The 15639-nt window shown below is 37.0% G+C and carries 13 protein-coding genes and 1 pseudogene; 7 read left to right on the top strand and 7 right to left on the bottom strand.

Going from position 1 to position 15639, the window contains the following annotated elements:
- Window positions 1-96 precede the first annotated feature (96 nt).
- Both MHB70_RS22895 and MHB70_RS22890 read right to left on the bottom strand, forming a co-directional pair.
- Window positions 97-1350 (bottom strand): annotated as a pseudogene (locus tag MHB70_RS22895) (dockerin type I domain-containing protein); the annotation flags it as partial.
- A gap of 30 nt (window positions 1351-1380) precedes the next feature.
- Window positions 1381-2004, bottom strand: a complete 624-nt coding sequence (locus MHB70_RS22890) for a CalY family protein (RefSeq protein ID WP_268258747.1) — start codon at window positions 2002-2004, stop codon at window positions 1381-1383.
- Window positions 2005-2441: 437 nt separating this feature from the next.
- On the opposite strand from MHB70_RS22890, the gene glgB reads away from it, so the two are divergent.
- The 6 genes from glgB (at window position 2442) to MHB70_RS22860 (ending at window position 11096) form a co-directional block, all read left to right on the top strand.
- The gene (gene glgB, locus MHB70_RS22885) at window positions 2442-4379 is read left to right on the top strand and encodes a 1,4-alpha-glucan branching protein GlgB (protein ID WP_000111418.1); all 1938 of its coding nucleotides are present in this window, start codon (window positions 2442-2444) and stop codon (window positions 4377-4379) included.
- Window positions 4327-5457 carry a glucose-1-phosphate adenylyltransferase gene (gene glgC / locus MHB70_RS22880; RefSeq protein ID WP_000057608.1) on the top strand — a complete coding sequence of 377 codons (1131 nt, stop codon included), beginning with the start codon at window positions 4327-4329 and terminating at the stop codon, window positions 5455-5457. Before glgB ends, glgC begins: the two co-directional genes overlap by 53 nt.
- Before the next feature lie 18 nt (window positions 5458-5475).
- A complete protein-coding gene (glgD, locus tag MHB70_RS22875; RefSeq protein ID WP_000504178.1) occupies window positions 5476-6510 on the top strand; it encodes a glucose-1-phosphate adenylyltransferase subunit GlgD in 1035 nt (344 codons plus the stop codon).
- 112 nt (window positions 6511-6622) lie between these two features.
- Window positions 6623-8053, top strand: coding sequence for a glycogen synthase GlgA (gene glgA / locus MHB70_RS22870; protein ID WP_002106619.1), 1431 nt, complete (start codon window positions 6623-6625; stop codon window positions 8051-8053).
- An 18-nt stretch (window positions 8054-8071) separates the two neighbouring features.
- On the top strand, window positions 8072-10480 hold the full coding sequence (gene glgP, locus MHB70_RS22865; RefSeq protein ID WP_000494072.1) for a glycogen phosphorylase: 2409 nt from the start codon (window positions 8072-8074) through the stop codon (window positions 10478-10480).
- A gap of 58 nt (window positions 10481-10538) precedes the next feature.
- Window positions 10539-11096, top strand: coding sequence for a GNAT family N-acetyltransferase (locus MHB70_RS22860; protein WP_000677946.1), 558 nt, complete (start codon window positions 10539-10541; stop codon window positions 11094-11096).
- A gap of 40 nt (window positions 11097-11136) precedes the next feature.
- Here the strand turns inward: MHB70_RS22860 and MHB70_RS22855 are convergent, their stop codons facing one another.
- From MHB70_RS22855 to MHB70_RS22845, 3 genes are all read right to left on the bottom strand, one after another.
- Window positions 11137-11271 (bottom strand): hypothetical protein, encoded by a 135-nt coding sequence (locus MHB70_RS22855; protein WP_000911069.1) that lies wholly within the window; start codon window positions 11269-11271, stop codon window positions 11137-11139.
- Between the two features lie 76 nt (window positions 11272-11347).
- Entirely contained in the window at window positions 11348-12070 is a 723-nt protein-coding gene (locus tag MHB70_RS22850; RefSeq protein WP_001260116.1) for a lipase family protein, read from the bottom strand.
- A 161-nt stretch (window positions 12071-12231) separates the two neighbouring features.
- The gene (locus MHB70_RS22845) at window positions 12232-13014 is read right to left on the bottom strand and encodes a TIGR00266 family protein (protein WP_000643604.1); all 783 of its coding nucleotides are present in this window, start codon (window positions 13012-13014) and stop codon (window positions 12232-12234) included.
- 326 nt (window positions 13015-13340) lie between these two features.
- Here MHB70_RS22845 and cspD point away from each other — a divergent pair, with 326 nt between their 5' ends.
- Window positions 13341-13541, top strand: a complete 201-nt coding sequence (gene cspD / locus MHB70_RS22840) for a cold-shock protein CspD (RefSeq protein WP_001193053.1) — start codon at window positions 13341-13343, stop codon at window positions 13539-13541.
- Between the two features lie 119 nt (window positions 13542-13660).
- Here the strand turns inward: cspD and MHB70_RS22835 are convergent, their stop codons facing one another.
- A complete protein-coding gene (locus MHB70_RS22835) occupies window positions 13661-14392 on the bottom strand; it encodes a yteA family sporulation protein (RefSeq protein WP_000957401.1) in 732 nt (243 codons plus the stop codon).
- Window positions 14393-14501: 109 nt separating this feature from the next.
- On the bottom strand, window positions 14502-15455 hold the full coding sequence (locus MHB70_RS22830; RefSeq protein WP_000425759.1) for a 1,4-dihydroxy-2-naphthoate polyprenyltransferase: 954 nt from the start codon (window positions 15453-15455) through the stop codon (window positions 14502-14504).
- Window positions 15456-15639 lie beyond the last annotated feature (184 nt).

The raw sequence follows: 15639 nt of genomic DNA, 5'->3' as shown, positions 1-15639 counted from the left end.
TTATCCCGCTATTTGCCGGGCAGTAAGACCCCGATTGGTGTGGGCTAATAATCAGTGGGGATGAACAAACCCCCCACTGATTAAAGTTTCACTTTATTATTTTTTAGGCGTTAAGCCCAATTTCTTTAAAATATCTGCGAGTGTACCGCTTTTTGATTTTTCTACAGCTGTTTGTGATTTAGATGCATCTGGTCCTTTTTTCAAGAAGTTCTTTTCAACGAAACGAATGTCTTTTTCATCGACAATTCCGTCGCTATTAAGGTCGCCGCCTTTTACAGATACTCCTTTTTTACCATAGTTGCTAGCGATAATTTCAGCATCTTTAATATCAATGACTTTATCACCATTTACATCACCGGCAAGGTTTTCATCAGGTCGTGCATAATAATATTGGCCAAGTAGCTTACCATCTTTTTCAGTACCTAATTTTGTTGTTAAACGGCTTGTTAAATGCCCTGGTACTTCTAAGTATAAATTATAGTCACGATTATTAACAGGAAGTCCATTCAGTTTGAAGTATCCGTATTTATCTAGTGAGCCTTCAAATTTATGACGGTAAGAATCAGTTGCATATACTTTTACACCAAGCTTTGTATAATCGAGCTTTTCATCTAAATATCCACGTTCATTTAAGAATGCACCAGGTTTAATATTTCCTTCTACTAGTGAGTTTAAGGACATAACTGAGAATGTTTGATCTTGAAGTACACGCATTCTATTCGGTTCTGTTTCACCTTGTTTCCAGTAAACAAAAATTGGTGATTCTAATTGGGCATTTGCTTCATAAAATTCATCATTTTCTACTTTGAAAGTTACATCAATGAACGGGAAATCACCATCTAATCCGGCGAAGTTTTTATCATCGATAGATCCGCCTATTGTAACAGAACCGGCTTCTAATTTCGGCTCATTCACTTTTGCGATTACACCTTTTTCAGAAAGTAGCTTTTCAAAAGCAGGATTCAATTTCGCATTTGCAAATTTGAAATTTTTCTCTAGGAATTTTACGTTAAATTCCCCTGCAACAAATTGTTTTACGTGTTTTGCGTTTAGTGTTACAGTAAGTTCATCATTTTTGTATACTTCTTTTTTATCATAACTAGTTTTCGCATATTGAGCACCTTGTGGGATAAACCAATAGTTATTTACACCGCTTGGATAATCAGGACCTGCAGTTGCATAATCGAAAATATATACGCCTGTGTTCATTGGTCCTTCTACTTTAAAGGATTCAGGGGTAATGCCAACTTTAAAGTCACCATCTGCATTAATAGGTAAAAACTTATGCAAGTATGGAGAATAGTCATAATACATAACTCCGTTCGCTTCTTGCGTAATGTTTAAACCTTTATAGGCCTCCGGTAATTTGTATTTTAAAAATTATTTCTCCACGCCTTTTGTTTGCTCGGCATGGAATGTCCAGTTTAGCTGTAAGGAATCACCTTGGAATTTATTTTGATCTTGGTCGTTGTCTTCAAAGGAGAAGAGCACGTGTAAATAATCTGTTTCACCAGATGTAATACCGTCTATTAAGTTATGACGTTCTAAAGATGTAGCTACATCCTCAAGTTTCATAGTTTTTAATTTTGATAGTTTTGTTTCCCACAAAATTTCATGATCATCGTTTGGATTCGATGGCTTTCCATCATTCACTAGAAACTTTACGATAATGTGGTCGCCTAAATCTTCACCGTCATTATTTAGCTTTGCATCTGTAACTTCATAGGATGTTTCAAGTGCTACTTTTGCAATATCCAATGACCCTTTATTTTCAAGCGTGAAATTTTTTTCAATAAAGTCACCTGGCTTTAAATCTTTCACATCAACGATTACACTTGGATTAATAGAAAGATCTAGTGTTCCAGCTTGAAATGAGTTACTAGATGTTTCAGAATCATTGAAGTAGGCGAATACACCGCCGCATGTAAGTGATAAGCCAAGCGTTGCTGTGACAACTCCCATTCCTACTTTTTGTTTCAATGACCTAAGAAAGCCCCCTAATATGATTTTTTATGAAACGTTCGTAAAGTAAACACAGTATTCTAGTATGAATTATATTTACGAAAGCGTAATGTTCTTTATTGAGAACAAGTATATGCTGATGAATTTTGCATTTCAATAAAATTATGACAAAAAATATTGAGAAATATTTTTTTATGACAGATTGTTTTGCTGCGGTTTTAAGTAGAAAATAGCATGAAAAATAGGCTAAACCTAATAAAATAGAGGTTGAGAAAAAATGATAGTAAAAAAGATAGGGGAAAATGAAGCGTTTGCAATGAATATTCGTCAAAATTCGATATTTTACACGGAAATGTGAAGAAAAACCAACGTTTTTAAGAAAAAAACGAATATTTTTTATAAATTAACAAGGATATCACAGTTTTTTGCAGAAATAGTTAAAGTATAAAAAATTCTGTCATCTTAGTGAGGTGAGCATATTGAGTGTAATAAATTGTGAAAAAGTGAAACGAGATGAGTTTCATACAGAAAAGTACTATGAGAGTTATAGCATCTTTGGCGCACATATTGTGACGGAAGATGAGATGCGAGGGGTACGATTTACAGTATGGGCTCCTCATGCGAAAGCAATGAGTGTTGTTGGCGATTTTAATGAATGGGATTATGAGCAACATAAGATGCTACAAGAGACAGAAGAGGGAATTTGGTCCTTGTTTATACCGCATATTGAAGAAAGGGAAATATATAAATATGCGATTGAAACGATGGCTGGTGACGTCATTTTTAAGGCAGATCCGTACGCTGTATATGCAGAAGTAAGACCGAATACGGCATCTGTAGTTTTTGATATGAGGGGATACGAATGGAATGATAAAAACTGGAGTCGTAAGAAAAAGAAAAAGCCGGTTTATAAAGAAGCGATGACAGTTTATGAATTACATTTCGGTTCCTGGAAGAAGAAAGAAGATGGAACGCTGTATTCTTATAGGGAAATGGTAGAAGAACTCATTCCGTATGTGGTGGAACATCAATTTACACATATTGAAATCATGCCGCTTGTTGAGCATCCATATGATCGTTCTTGGGGATATCAAGGGACGGGATATTATGCAGCAACGAGTAGATTCGGCACACCACATGATTTGATGTATTTTGTCGATGAATGTCATAAATATGGAATCGGTGTCATTTTAGATTGGGTGCCGGGGCATTTTTGTAAAGATGCTCACGGTCTATATTTGTTTGATGGGACACCGACTTATGAATATAAAGATAAGGATGTACAAGAAAACCAAGTATGGGGAACTGTCAATTTTGATTTAGGAAAAAGGGAAGTACGTAATTTCTTAATTTCAAATGCGTTATTTTGGATGAGATATTTCCATATTGACGGTTTCAGGGTGGATGCAGTTGCGAATATGTTGTACTGGAATAAAGAAGGACAGGAGCAAAGTAATGAGCACGCTGTTTCATTTTTACGAGAGTTAAATGAAGCGGTATTTGCAGAGGATGAAGACTTTCTTATGACAGCAGAAGATTCAACAGCTTGGCCACTTGTAACAGCTCCAACTTATGAAGGTGGACTTGGATTCAATTACAAATGGAATATGGGCTGGATGAATGACGTGCTGAAATATATGGAGTGTGCACCTGAATACAGGAAGTATATTCATGAGAAAATAACATTCTCTTTACTATATGCTTACTCTGAAAACTTCATATTACCGCTTTCTCATGATGAAGTCGTTCACGGGAAAAAGTCGTTATTAAATAAAATGCCAGGAGATTACTGGGATAAGTTTGCTCAGCTTCGTTTATTATATGGATATTTATTTACTCATCCAGGAAAGAAATTACTTTTCATGGGAGGAGAATTTGGGCAGTTTGATGAGTGGAAAGACCTTGAAGATTTAGATTGGAATTTACATGATTTTGAAATGCATCGTTATATGCATGATTACTTTAAAGAGCTCATAGCATTGTATAAGCGCTCAAAACCACTTTGGCAGCTTGATCATTCACCTGAAGGATTTCAGTGGATTGATGCTAATAATAATGAGCAAAGTATTTTCTCGTTTATTCGCCAAGGAGATAAACAAGAAGATGCGTTAGTTGTCGTATGTAATTTTACGAAAGCTACATATGAAAACTATAAAGTAGGTGTGCCAGATTTCGAGTATTATAACGAGATTTTAAACAGTGATGCGGAGCAATATGGCGGCTCGGGGCAAGTGAATAAAAAACGTCTTAAGGCGACTCTAGAACCGTACCATAATCAAGAGGCACATGTAGAAATTACAATTCCACCATTTGGCGTATCCATATTACGACCAGTGAAGACTAGAAAGGGGAGCAAAAAACAAGATGGCTCAAAAACAAAAGTGCGTAGCAATGTTACTAGCAGGGGGAAAAGGTAGTCGTTTAAGTGCATTGACAAAAAATTTAGCCAAGCCAGCTGTTCCATTTGGTGGTAAATATCGCATTATTGATTTTACGTTAAGTAATTGTGCGAATTCTGGTATTGAAACGGTTGGGATTTTGACGCAGTATCAACCGCTCGAACTTCATAATTATATCGGAATCGGCAATGCTTGGGATTTAGACCGAGTAAACGGTGGAGTCACAGTATTACCTCCTTATGCGGAGTCTTCAGGTGTGAAGTGGTACACAGGTACGGCAAGTGCCATTTATCAAAACTTAAACTATTTAAGTCAGTACGAACCAGAGTATGTCCTTATTTTATCAGGCGATCATATTTATAAAATGGATTACAGTAAAATGCTAGATTACCATGTTGAGAAAGAAGCGGACGTTTCGATTTCTGTTATTGAAGTGCCTTGGGATGAAGCGAGTCGCTTTGGCATTATGAATACGAATGAAGAGATGGAAATTGTTGAGTTTGAAGAGAAACCGCAATTTCCAAGAAGTAATCTTGCATCAATGGGAATCTATATTTTTAACTGGGCAATTTTGAAAGAGTATTTAGAAATGGATGCAAGAAATCCTGAATCTAGTAATGATTTCGGAAAAGATGTACTTCCGCTTTTATTAGATGAAGGGAAGAAGCTAATGGCGTATCCGTTTGAAGGATATTGGAAAGATGTTGGAACAGTGAAAAGCTTATGGGAAGCGAATATGGATTTACTTCGCGATGAAACATCATTGAATTTAAATGATCGTAACTGGCGTATTTATTCTGTCAATCCAAACGAACCGCCTCAATATATTGCGGAAAAGGCAAAAGTGGAAGAATCACTGATTAACGAAGGGTGCGTCATTGAAGGGGACGTGAAGCATTCTGTCTTATTCCAAGGGGTGACGGTGGAAGAAGGTAGTATGGTTATTGATTCCGTCGTTATGCCAGGAGCGAAGATTGGGAAAAATGTTGTGATTGAAAGAGCAATTGTTGGATCGGAAATGGTTATTGAAGATGGAACAATCATTCGTCCAGAAAAAAATGTTGACGATGTAGTATTAATTGCTGAAGGGAAATAGAAAAGGGGGATGAAATGAATGGGAGAAAAAATGTTAGGAATTATTAATGCAACGGGAAGTTTTACTTCCTTACAGAAAGTAACAGGGCATCGTTCACTAGCGGCGCTACCGTTTGGGGGCCGTTATCGACTCATTGATTTCATGCTTTCCAATATGGTGAATTCTAATATTCATAGTGTGGCGGTTTTTACAAGCCATAAAAACCGTTCGTTAATGGACCATGTTGGTTCAGGGAAACAGTGGGATTTAGATAGAAAACGTGACGGATTGTTTTTATTCCCACCAAATTGCCAATGTGACCAAGATGAGTTTGGATCTTTTGCACATTTTAGAAGACATATTGATTATTTTCTAAGAAGCAGAGAAGAATACGTTGTTATTACGAATAGCCATCTCGTAACAGCATTAAATTTCCAGGCGGTGTTAGAGCGGCATATACATACGGCAGCTGATATTACTGAAGTTTGCCATGAAGGGGTTTCGCTTCAAACATACGTGTTAAAGAAACAATTATTGTTAGATTTATTTGAGACATATAAAGATGTGGAGCAATACAGTTTATTTGATGTAGTGAGAGAAAAGCGCGGAAAATCACTGCATATTGCTACGTATGAGCATACAGGATATGTAGCTATTATTGACTCGATTGAAAGTTACTATAAACATAGCTTAGAAATTTTGCAACCTGCTATTTGGAAGCAATTATTTAAGAAAGAAGCACCGATTTTTACGAAAGTAAAAGATGAGCCACCAACTCGTTACCTAAAGGGTGCAGTCGTGAAAAATACAATGATTGCAAATGGCAGTATTATTGAAGGGGAAGTAGAAAACAGTGTTGTTTCCCGTTCTGTTAAAATTGGAAAAGGTTCAATTGTTCGTAATAGTATTATTATGCAAAAGAGCCAAATTGGAGATAACTGTATAATAGACGGTGTTATTATTGATAAAGACGTGAAAATTGGTGACGGTGTCGTTTTAAAAGGAAACACCGATGAGCCGTACGTTGTAGAAAAAGGAAGCATTCAAAACAGTACGATTAATAGTTATTCTTGAAGAATCAGTGGGGGTCTTTCCTCCACTGATTAAAGTTTTAATTTAAATGAAAACTCGAAGGGAGGAAGCTGCAAGAAGAGTAATATATGCTTTTCGAGCAGTGGGACAACAAGTGAATATTTTATTTGCAGTATCAGAATGTGTACCGTTTGTTAAATCGGGAGGATTAGCTGATGTAGCAGGTGCGCTCCCAAAAGAGCTTAAAAAATTAGGTGTGGATGTACGTATTATACTTCCGAATTATAGTCTTATTCCGCAAAAATTAAGAGATGGATGTACGCTTCATAAAGTAATTAACGTTCCTCTTGGCTGGAGAAATCAATATTGCGGAATTTTAAAAGGTGAGCAAGACGGGATTACGTATTATTTAATAGACAATGAATATTATTTTAAGAGGGATTCTTTGTACGGTCATTATGATGACGGAGAGCGTTTTTCTTATTTTTCGAAGGCAGTTTTAGAGTGTATTCCGCATCTTGATTTTGAAGTGGATGTTCTTCATAGCCATGATTGGCATACCGCTATGGTTAATTTCTTACTTCGCGAAAAGTATCAAGACAACCCATTATATGAGCGTATTAAAACGGTATATACAATTCATAACCTGCAGTTCCAAGGTGTATTTTCTCCTGAAGTGATGTACGACCTGTTAGAGCTTGGTGATGAATATTTTCATAGTGAGCAGCTAGAGTTTTATGGAAATGTGAACTTTATGAAAGGCGGTATTATCGCTTCTGATCAAATTACAGCGGTTAGCCCGACATATAAAGAAGAAATACAATATGAGTTTTTCGGTGAGAAATTAGATGGATTGCTACGAAAATATAATGATAAGCTGAGTGGCATTGTAAATGGAATTGACACGAGCGTATATAACCCAGAAACGGACTCGTATATTACAGCTCAGTATGATGCAGAGTCATTATATGAAAAAAATGAAAATAAACGTGCATTGCAGCGTTATTTTGGTTTGCCAGAAAAAGAGGATACACCAATTATTGCAATGGTCACGAGATTAACGAAACAAAAAGGTCTTGATTTAGTACGTACTGTATTCCGTGAAATAATGGAAGAAGATGTACAATGTATCATTTTAGGATCCGGTGATTCAGAATACGAGCAGTTCTTTGAATGGATGGCATATGAGTATCCAGAGAAGGTGAAGGTATATATCGGATTTAATGAGGAACTTGCGCATCAAGTGTATGCGGGAAGCGATCTATTTTTAATGCCGTCACTGTTTGAACCGTGTGGACTTGGACAACTTATCGCATTAGCGTACGGTACGATTCCGATTGTAAGAGAAACAGGTGGATTAAACGATACTGTACAATCTTATGATGAAGAAACAGGAGAAGGAAATGGTTTCAGTTTTACGAACTTCAATGCACATGACATGTTGTATACGGTTCGCCGTGCAATTGAATTTTATCACGATAAGCCGGTATGGGAACAGCTTGTAACACAAGCGATGACTGAAGATTATAGTTGGGAGAAATCAGCTCTTGCTTATAAGAAATTGTATAAAAGTCTCATGGAATAACATGTAGGTGGTGAAAAAATGTTTACTCATGTTGAAAGTTTCAAATCAGCCTTTCTAGAAAAGTTAGAGACGATGTATGGGAAAAGTTTCAAAGACTCTACAACTCGTGATCAATATAATACGCTTGGGTACATGGTACGTGAGTATATGAATAGTCAATGGATTGCAACGAACGAAAGCTATCGGTCTGGAGAGCAAAAGCAAATGTATTACTTATCCATTGAGTTTTTACTTGGACGTTTGCTTGGAAGTAACATTTTAAATTTAGGCATCAGGGATGTATGTGAGCAGGGCCTTTCGGAGCTTGGGATTTCTTTGCAAGAATTAGAAGAGGTGGAAGCAGATGCAGGTCTTGGAAATGGTGGGCTTGGACGTCTAGCAGCCTGTTTTCTTGATTCACTCGCATCTTTAAACTTACCAGGACACGGCTGTGGGATTCGTTACAAACATGGCTTGTTTGATCAAAAAATTGTTGATGGTTATCAAGTTGAGTTTCCAGAACAATGGCTTCTTCATGAAAATGTATGGGAAGTAAGAAGGCATGATCAAGCTGTAGAAGTAAGCTATTTTGGCAGTGTGGAGCCGTTAGAAATGGATGGACGTTTAGAGTTCAGGCATACGAATGCAGAAGTCATTATGGCGGTACCATATGATGTTCCAGTAGTAGGCTATGAGACGAGTACTGTAAATACGCTTAGGCTTTGGAATGCTGAACCAGTTCCTTTCCCGCAAAACTGCAAAGATATTTTGAAATATAAGCGTGAAACAGAGGCGGTATCGGAGTTTTTATATCCAGATGATACGCATGAAGAGGGGAAAATACTTCGCTTAAAACAACAGTATTTCCTCGTATCAGCAAGTTTACAAAATATCGTTCGTACGCATAGAGAAAGATATGGTGACCTTCGTCAATTACATGAAAAAATTGCGATTCATATTAATGATACACATCCGGTTTTAGCGATTCCAGAACTGATGCGTATTTTATTAGATGAAGAAAAACTAGCATGGGAAGAGGCTTGGCACATAACGACGCAAACGATTTCTTATACGAATCATACGACGTTATCAGAAGCGCTTGAGAAGTGGCCAATTCACATTTTTAAACCGTTATTACCGAGAATTTATATGATTATTGAAGAGATTAATGAACGTTTCTGTCATGAACTTTGGGAACGTTATCCGTACGAATGGCATCGCATTGAAGATATGGCGATTATTGCACATGATCTTGTGAAAATGGCTCATTTAGCAATTGTCGGTAGCCATAGCGTAAACGGTGTAGCAAAAATTCATACGGAAATTTTGAAGCAACGTGAAATGCGATTGTTTTATGAGTTTTATCCAGATAAGTTTAATAATAAGACGAATGGAATCGCTCATAGACGTTGGTTAATGAAGGCAAATCCGCAGCTGACGAACCTTATTTCAGAGGCGATTGGAACAGAGTGGAAGAAAGAACCGATTAAGCTGCAGGCGTTGCAAACAGTTCAATATGATGCGAGTTTCCAAGAGAAATTTGCAGAGGTAAAACAAGAGCGTAAAGAGATTTTAGCGGAGCGTATTCATAATAAAATGGGGGTTATAATTGATCCAAATTCTATTTTTGACGTGCAAGTAAAAAGACTGCATGCTTACAAGCGACAATTATTAAACGTTCTTCATATTTTATATTTGTATAACCGTTTGAAAGAGGATACTAGTTTTACATTTTATCCGCGTACTTTTATTTTTGGAGCGAAAGCATCACCTGGCTATTATTATGCGAAAAAAATTATTAAATTAATTAATGAACTCGCAAGGAAAGTAAATAACGATCCGTACGTAAGCCAATATATGAAAGTTATCTTTCTAGAAAACTATCGAGTTTCTGTAGCGGAAGATATATTCCCAGCGGCGGATGTAAGTGAACAAATTTCAACTGCGAGTAAAGAAGCATCAGGAACAGGAAATATGAAATTTATGATGAATGGTGCGATTACACTCGGCACATTAGACGGAGCTAATATTGAAATAAAAGACAGGGTCGGTGATGATAACTGTTTCATTTTCGGTTTAACGGCGGAAGAGGTTCTTCATTACTATCAAAATGGTGGATATCGTGCAAGTGATTATTATCACCACAATATGCATATTAAAAAAGTAGTAGATCAGTTAACGAATGGTTTCTTTGCACAGTCGGGAGCTGAATTTGAAGCAATTTACGATTCTCTCGTTATTCAAAATGATGAATATTTCGTTTTGCGAGATTTTGGTCCATATGCGGAAAGGCAAGAAGCTGTAGGGCGTACTTATGAAAATCGAACGAAATGGCTAGAAATGTCAATTTTAAATATTGCACAATCAGGTCATTTTGCGAGCGATCGAACGATTTTGCAGTACAGTAATGAAATTTGGGGTATTGGTAATACGGTTAAACAGCATTAAGTAAAAGTCCCTTTTGAAGGGACTTTTACTCATTATACAGAAGTGTGGTGAATGGCATATGAAGGGTATGTATGAACAAGGAGATTTAAAAACAAATAGGTTAATTTTAACGAAGATACACGGTGCACATGCAGCTGATTTATTTGAAGTATATTCTAATGCGGAAACAGCTACATATGTACCGAGGGAAGTACATAAAACGAAAGAGGAAACTCATCGTTTATTAGAAAATATGTTTACAACGATACGAGATGGTAAGGCTCTTATATGGTCTATTATGCTGAATGATAACCAAAAGGTAATTGGAACATGTGGAATATGGCTTATGCCACATAATAGTGCATCGATTGGAGCTGTAATTAGCCCAACATATTGGGGGAAAGGAGTTATTGTTGAAGCGTTAGAACAAGTTATAAAAGTTGGTTTTCAAGAATTAAATTTGAATCGTATTGAAGGGAGATGTAGTGTGAGAAATGTAGCTTCTGAACGTGTGATGCAAAAATTAAAAATGGTATATGAAGGTACATTGAGGCAAAATGTAAAAATGAATAATACGTACAGTGATTCTAAAGTGTATTCGCTTTTAAAACAGGAATACGATTGCTTCGCAAAGTAAACCGAGCTAAATGAGACTAAGCTCGGTTTACTTATTTTGCTTAAGAAAGAAATGGGATAGCGGTATAGATTATGCCTGTTCCACCATATTCTCCTGTCGCAAAGTATGAAAATGTAAAGAAACCTGTAACCGAAAAAATTACAATGAGAAAAAGTGCAAAGATAAACTTTAACATGTAAGGTCCCCTCATCCAAAAGTAAATTCATATATTATTATAGTATACGAATGTGTAATTTCCAATTGTTTACTGGTTAAAAATGAGAAGTCAGACATGTTTTGTATGTTGTCATGGAATGATTATTCGTAATAGATTTTGTATTTTTTGTAAATGTCATATTGTGATGAACGTGGGCATATTCCCAATCACGATCATTAAAATTTATGTTTCGCGGAGGGAGAAGTGGAACGACATCGAATAAATTTACAAAACGAAAGCTACTAGCTACTTGTAGTTTATAATAATTTCGAAAAGCGATATCTCCTACTTTTGGAGAAGCGAATGTATAAAGGCCATACTGTGCGAAGGCAGTATTGATACGTGCATCTAATATGTGTAATGTAGCAAGCGCACCACCTAAACTATGTCCGGTAGCTAGTAGTTTTTTATGGGCTGGCAATGATACGAGCATATCCATAATAGAATCTCGGCAAGATTCATAAATAGAAAGAAAGCCGTTATGGACATTTCCGCTGTTTAAAGCATATGGGTATGGCTTTTGGTTGACGAGTGAATCGATAATCCAGTCTGTATCTGTTTGTGTGCCCCGAAAAGCAACAATAATTGTATCCTCAGATTCTAATATGAATCCAAACCATTCTGTCATTTGAATGGTTTTTCCTTGAAAACCTTGTACATATTGAAAACCATCTGGTATTTCAAAAATCCCATTTTGTTTATATTGTTCATACGTTAACTCACAACAAGAAGCTAACAATATGGCAGTGTCTTTATCAAAGGATAAAGGAGTACGCATTAAGGAAGCCCTCCTTAAGAAAAGGTATGGTTAAATATATGCAGTGAGGGACTTGATTCATTCTTTTTGAGGGTTTTGAAAATGAGGATGGAACATTTAGTTATATGAGGGAGAGGGGAAGCGTAGTCCACCTAAATAAAAAGCGCCCCATAAGGGCACTTTTACTCTTTTCCATCTAATAAACGACCAAGTCCACCTAAAACACTGCCTTCACCGGTGCTTTGAGCTGCTGGACTCGTAAGGCGTGCTGCTAAGCGGCTAAGTGTTAAGGACTGAATCCAAACCGTTCCAGGACCTTCTAGCGTTGCGAAGAATAAACCTTCACCGCCAAATAGAGCTGTTTTTACTTTTCCTACAAATTCAATATCATAGTTAACGTCTTTTGTCATGGCAACGAGACAACCTGTATCAATGCGAAGTTTCTCGCCGGGTTTTAATTCGCGCTTATATACAGTTCCGCCTGCATGCATGAAAGCTAGACCATCACCTTCAAGTTTCTGCATGATGAAACCTTCACCACCAAAGAAACCAGTTCCTATTTTTTTAGTAAACTCAATTCCGATAGAAACACCTTTTGCAGCACAAAGAAACGCATCTTTTTGGCAAACTATTTTCCCTTGATATTCTGTTAAATCAACAGGAACAATTTTACCAGGATAAGGAGCAGCAAATGAGACGTGGCGTTTGCCGTGACCTGTATTTGTAAATACAGTCATAAACATGCTTTCACCTGTAACAAGACGCTTACCAGCCCCCATTAATTTTCCGAATAGACCGTTAGATGGTCCAGAACCATCACCGAAAATTGTCTCCATTTCGATGTAGTCTTCCATCATCATCATTGCCCCAGCTTCTGCGATAACACTCTCTTCTGGATCTAATTCAATTTCAACGAACTGCATATCGTCACCGTATAACTTATATTCGATTTCATGTGCCTTCATTTTTTTCACCTCATATGTAATATATATTTATATTGTACAGAATTTAATAGTATTAGAATACTCTAGTTTTGTTAATTTTCAAATAAAGTAAGGAGATGGAAATTCAACATTATATTAAAATTATAAAAAAATGATGGAATGAAAGTGTTCTCATTTGACGTTTTTCATATAGCGTGATATAGTGAAAGCACTATTGAGCTACATAATGTGGTACGGAAATAAAGCACGTTGTATTAAAGGCTGTAAGCTTGTTATACATTCATGTCCTTTATATCCACCTTTTCATGTGGATTCATAGTTTCATTTTTATTTAGGAGGTACATGACATGCAAACAGGTAAAGTTAAATGGTTTAACGGCGAAAAAGGTTTTGGCTTCATCGAAGTTGAAGGCGGAGAAGACGTATTCGTACATTTCTCAGCTATCCAAGGCGAAGGCTTCAAAACTTTAGAAGAAGGTCAAGAAGTTTCTTTCGAAATCGTTGAAGGAAACCGCGGACCACAAGCAGCTAACGTTACAAAAAACTAATTAGCTAGCGATAAAAAGCATTCCGAATTTCGGAATGCTTTTTTTTATCCCATAAACGTCCGAAGGGTGTGGGCTAATAATTAGTGGGGGATGGTCCCCACACTAATTAAAGTTTCACTTTACTCTTTGGAACTAGATTCATTTGAAGATAATTCGCCTTTGAAGGTACGCTCTTCAAAGTCATCAAGCATTTGTTCATACTCTTCATGTTCTTCTGTGGCGAAAACTTGTGGGTTTTTTCCATACATATCTGTACCGATAAAGTTTTCGAAATCCTCTACATATCCAACATTCTCTTCACTATTTACATACATACCATTATAATTTTTTGAATCTTGTCTTTCTAAATCAGACGGTGTTTCAGACGTTCCATAATTTGCGACATCTTGCCACGCATCTTCTGTATCGTACTCAACAGAATGATCTTCATCGTGCTTATGGAAAGAAGGAGCCAATACTTCTTCTTCAACTGGACGGGTCTCCATATTTAATTTATTTGTCGCGTGCTGTATGCATGTTGTAGCAGTCGGCATTGCTTCTAATCTTTCAAATGGAATTTCCACGCCAGACACTTCACAAATACCGTACGTACCTGCTTCTATTTTTTGCAAGGCATGTTTCGTATCCTCTAGCTGTTTATGCCAAAGCTCAATAAGCCCGAAATCTTTTTCACGTTCATATAGCTCTGTAGCCATATCACCTGGATGGTTATCATAGCTAGACAATTCTCCGACGGAATCGCGTTCAGAGGCACGATTTTCATTTTCATGAGTTTGTATTGTTTGCTCTAGTTCTTGTTTTTGTTTTTCTAAAACGGATTTAAATTGATTTACTTGTTGTGGAGTTAACATTGTCATCCACCTTCCTACAATTCAGTTTCTTTACATAGTATGAGCGTTGCGAGTAGGAATTATGAGCTGAAATTGGTATATGAAAAAGGAGCCGCATTAGCAGCTCCTTTTAAAGGAAATATCCAAGTAATAATCCGATTCCCATGAGGAGACCGAAGATTGTATTTGTTTTTGCTGTTGAAATCATCGCAGGTACCATTTCCATTGGAATGCTTTTGCCGATAAAACCTTTCGTCGCTTTAAATGCTTTCGGTGCACTTAAAAATACGATCAGCATCCATGGTGATACGATGCCCACGATAATTAAAGCAATTGTCCAAATGTAGGAAACGATGAACATAGAAGCAAGTACACCAACGGCTCTTTCACGTCCAACGAGAATTGCTAACGTTTTACGACCGTTTTCTTTATCGCCATCTAAGTCACGGATGTTATTAGCTAGTAAAATGGCACCAATTAAAATGGAGCTTGGAATAGATAGTAAAATGACTTCTGATGTTACAGTTCCAGTTTGAATAAAGAATGAAATCCCGATAATAATGACACCCATAAATAATCCGGCTGTTAACTCTCCAAATGGTGTATAGGCAATTGGAAGTGGGCCGCCTGTATAAAGGTAAGCAACGGCCATACAAACGAGACCGATTGCAGCAAGCCACCAGCTAGAATTCATACAAATATAAACGCCTAATAGCATTGCGATGCCAAAAAATCCAAATGCTAAGTTAAGCACTGTTTTTGGCTGAATGCCATCGCGAACGATAGCGCCGCCGATACCGACTGAACCTTCGTGATCGAGTCCTCTTTTATAATCAAAGTATTCATTAAACATGTTTGTTGCTGCTTGAATGAGAAGACAAGCAAGAAGCATCATAAGGAAAAGAGGGAGATGTATTTGATTTATACCTCCGACCTGCATCGCATATGCTGTTCCGATGAAAACAGGAACGAAAGCTGCTGTTAATGTATGGGGGCGTAGTAAACTCCACCAAATGCGCCAGCCTGTTTGTTTACTTGGCTTTGGCGCCGTAGGAGAGGAATTCGTTTCGACGTTCATTTCCATGTTGAATCCTCCTTAGGTCACATATTGTACACAATTAAGTGTAGAAAAAGCATCATTTAGTGTCAACGTTTATTTTCTAGGAAGAGAAGGTGAATTTCTCAGAAATGCTAAACGTTGACAGGTCTTTCGTTTGAGGTGTATCTTAAAATCAAGCGTAATTATGACTATTTTTCGCCCATAGGGG

The organism is Bacillus sp. FSL M7-1020, assembly GCF_038050415.1.
In the GTDB taxonomy this organism is placed as follows: Bacteria; Bacillota; Bacilli; order Bacillales; family Bacillaceae_G; genus Bacillus_A; species Bacillus_A toyonensis.
This window is presented reverse-complemented; position numbering and strand designations above follow the sequence as displayed.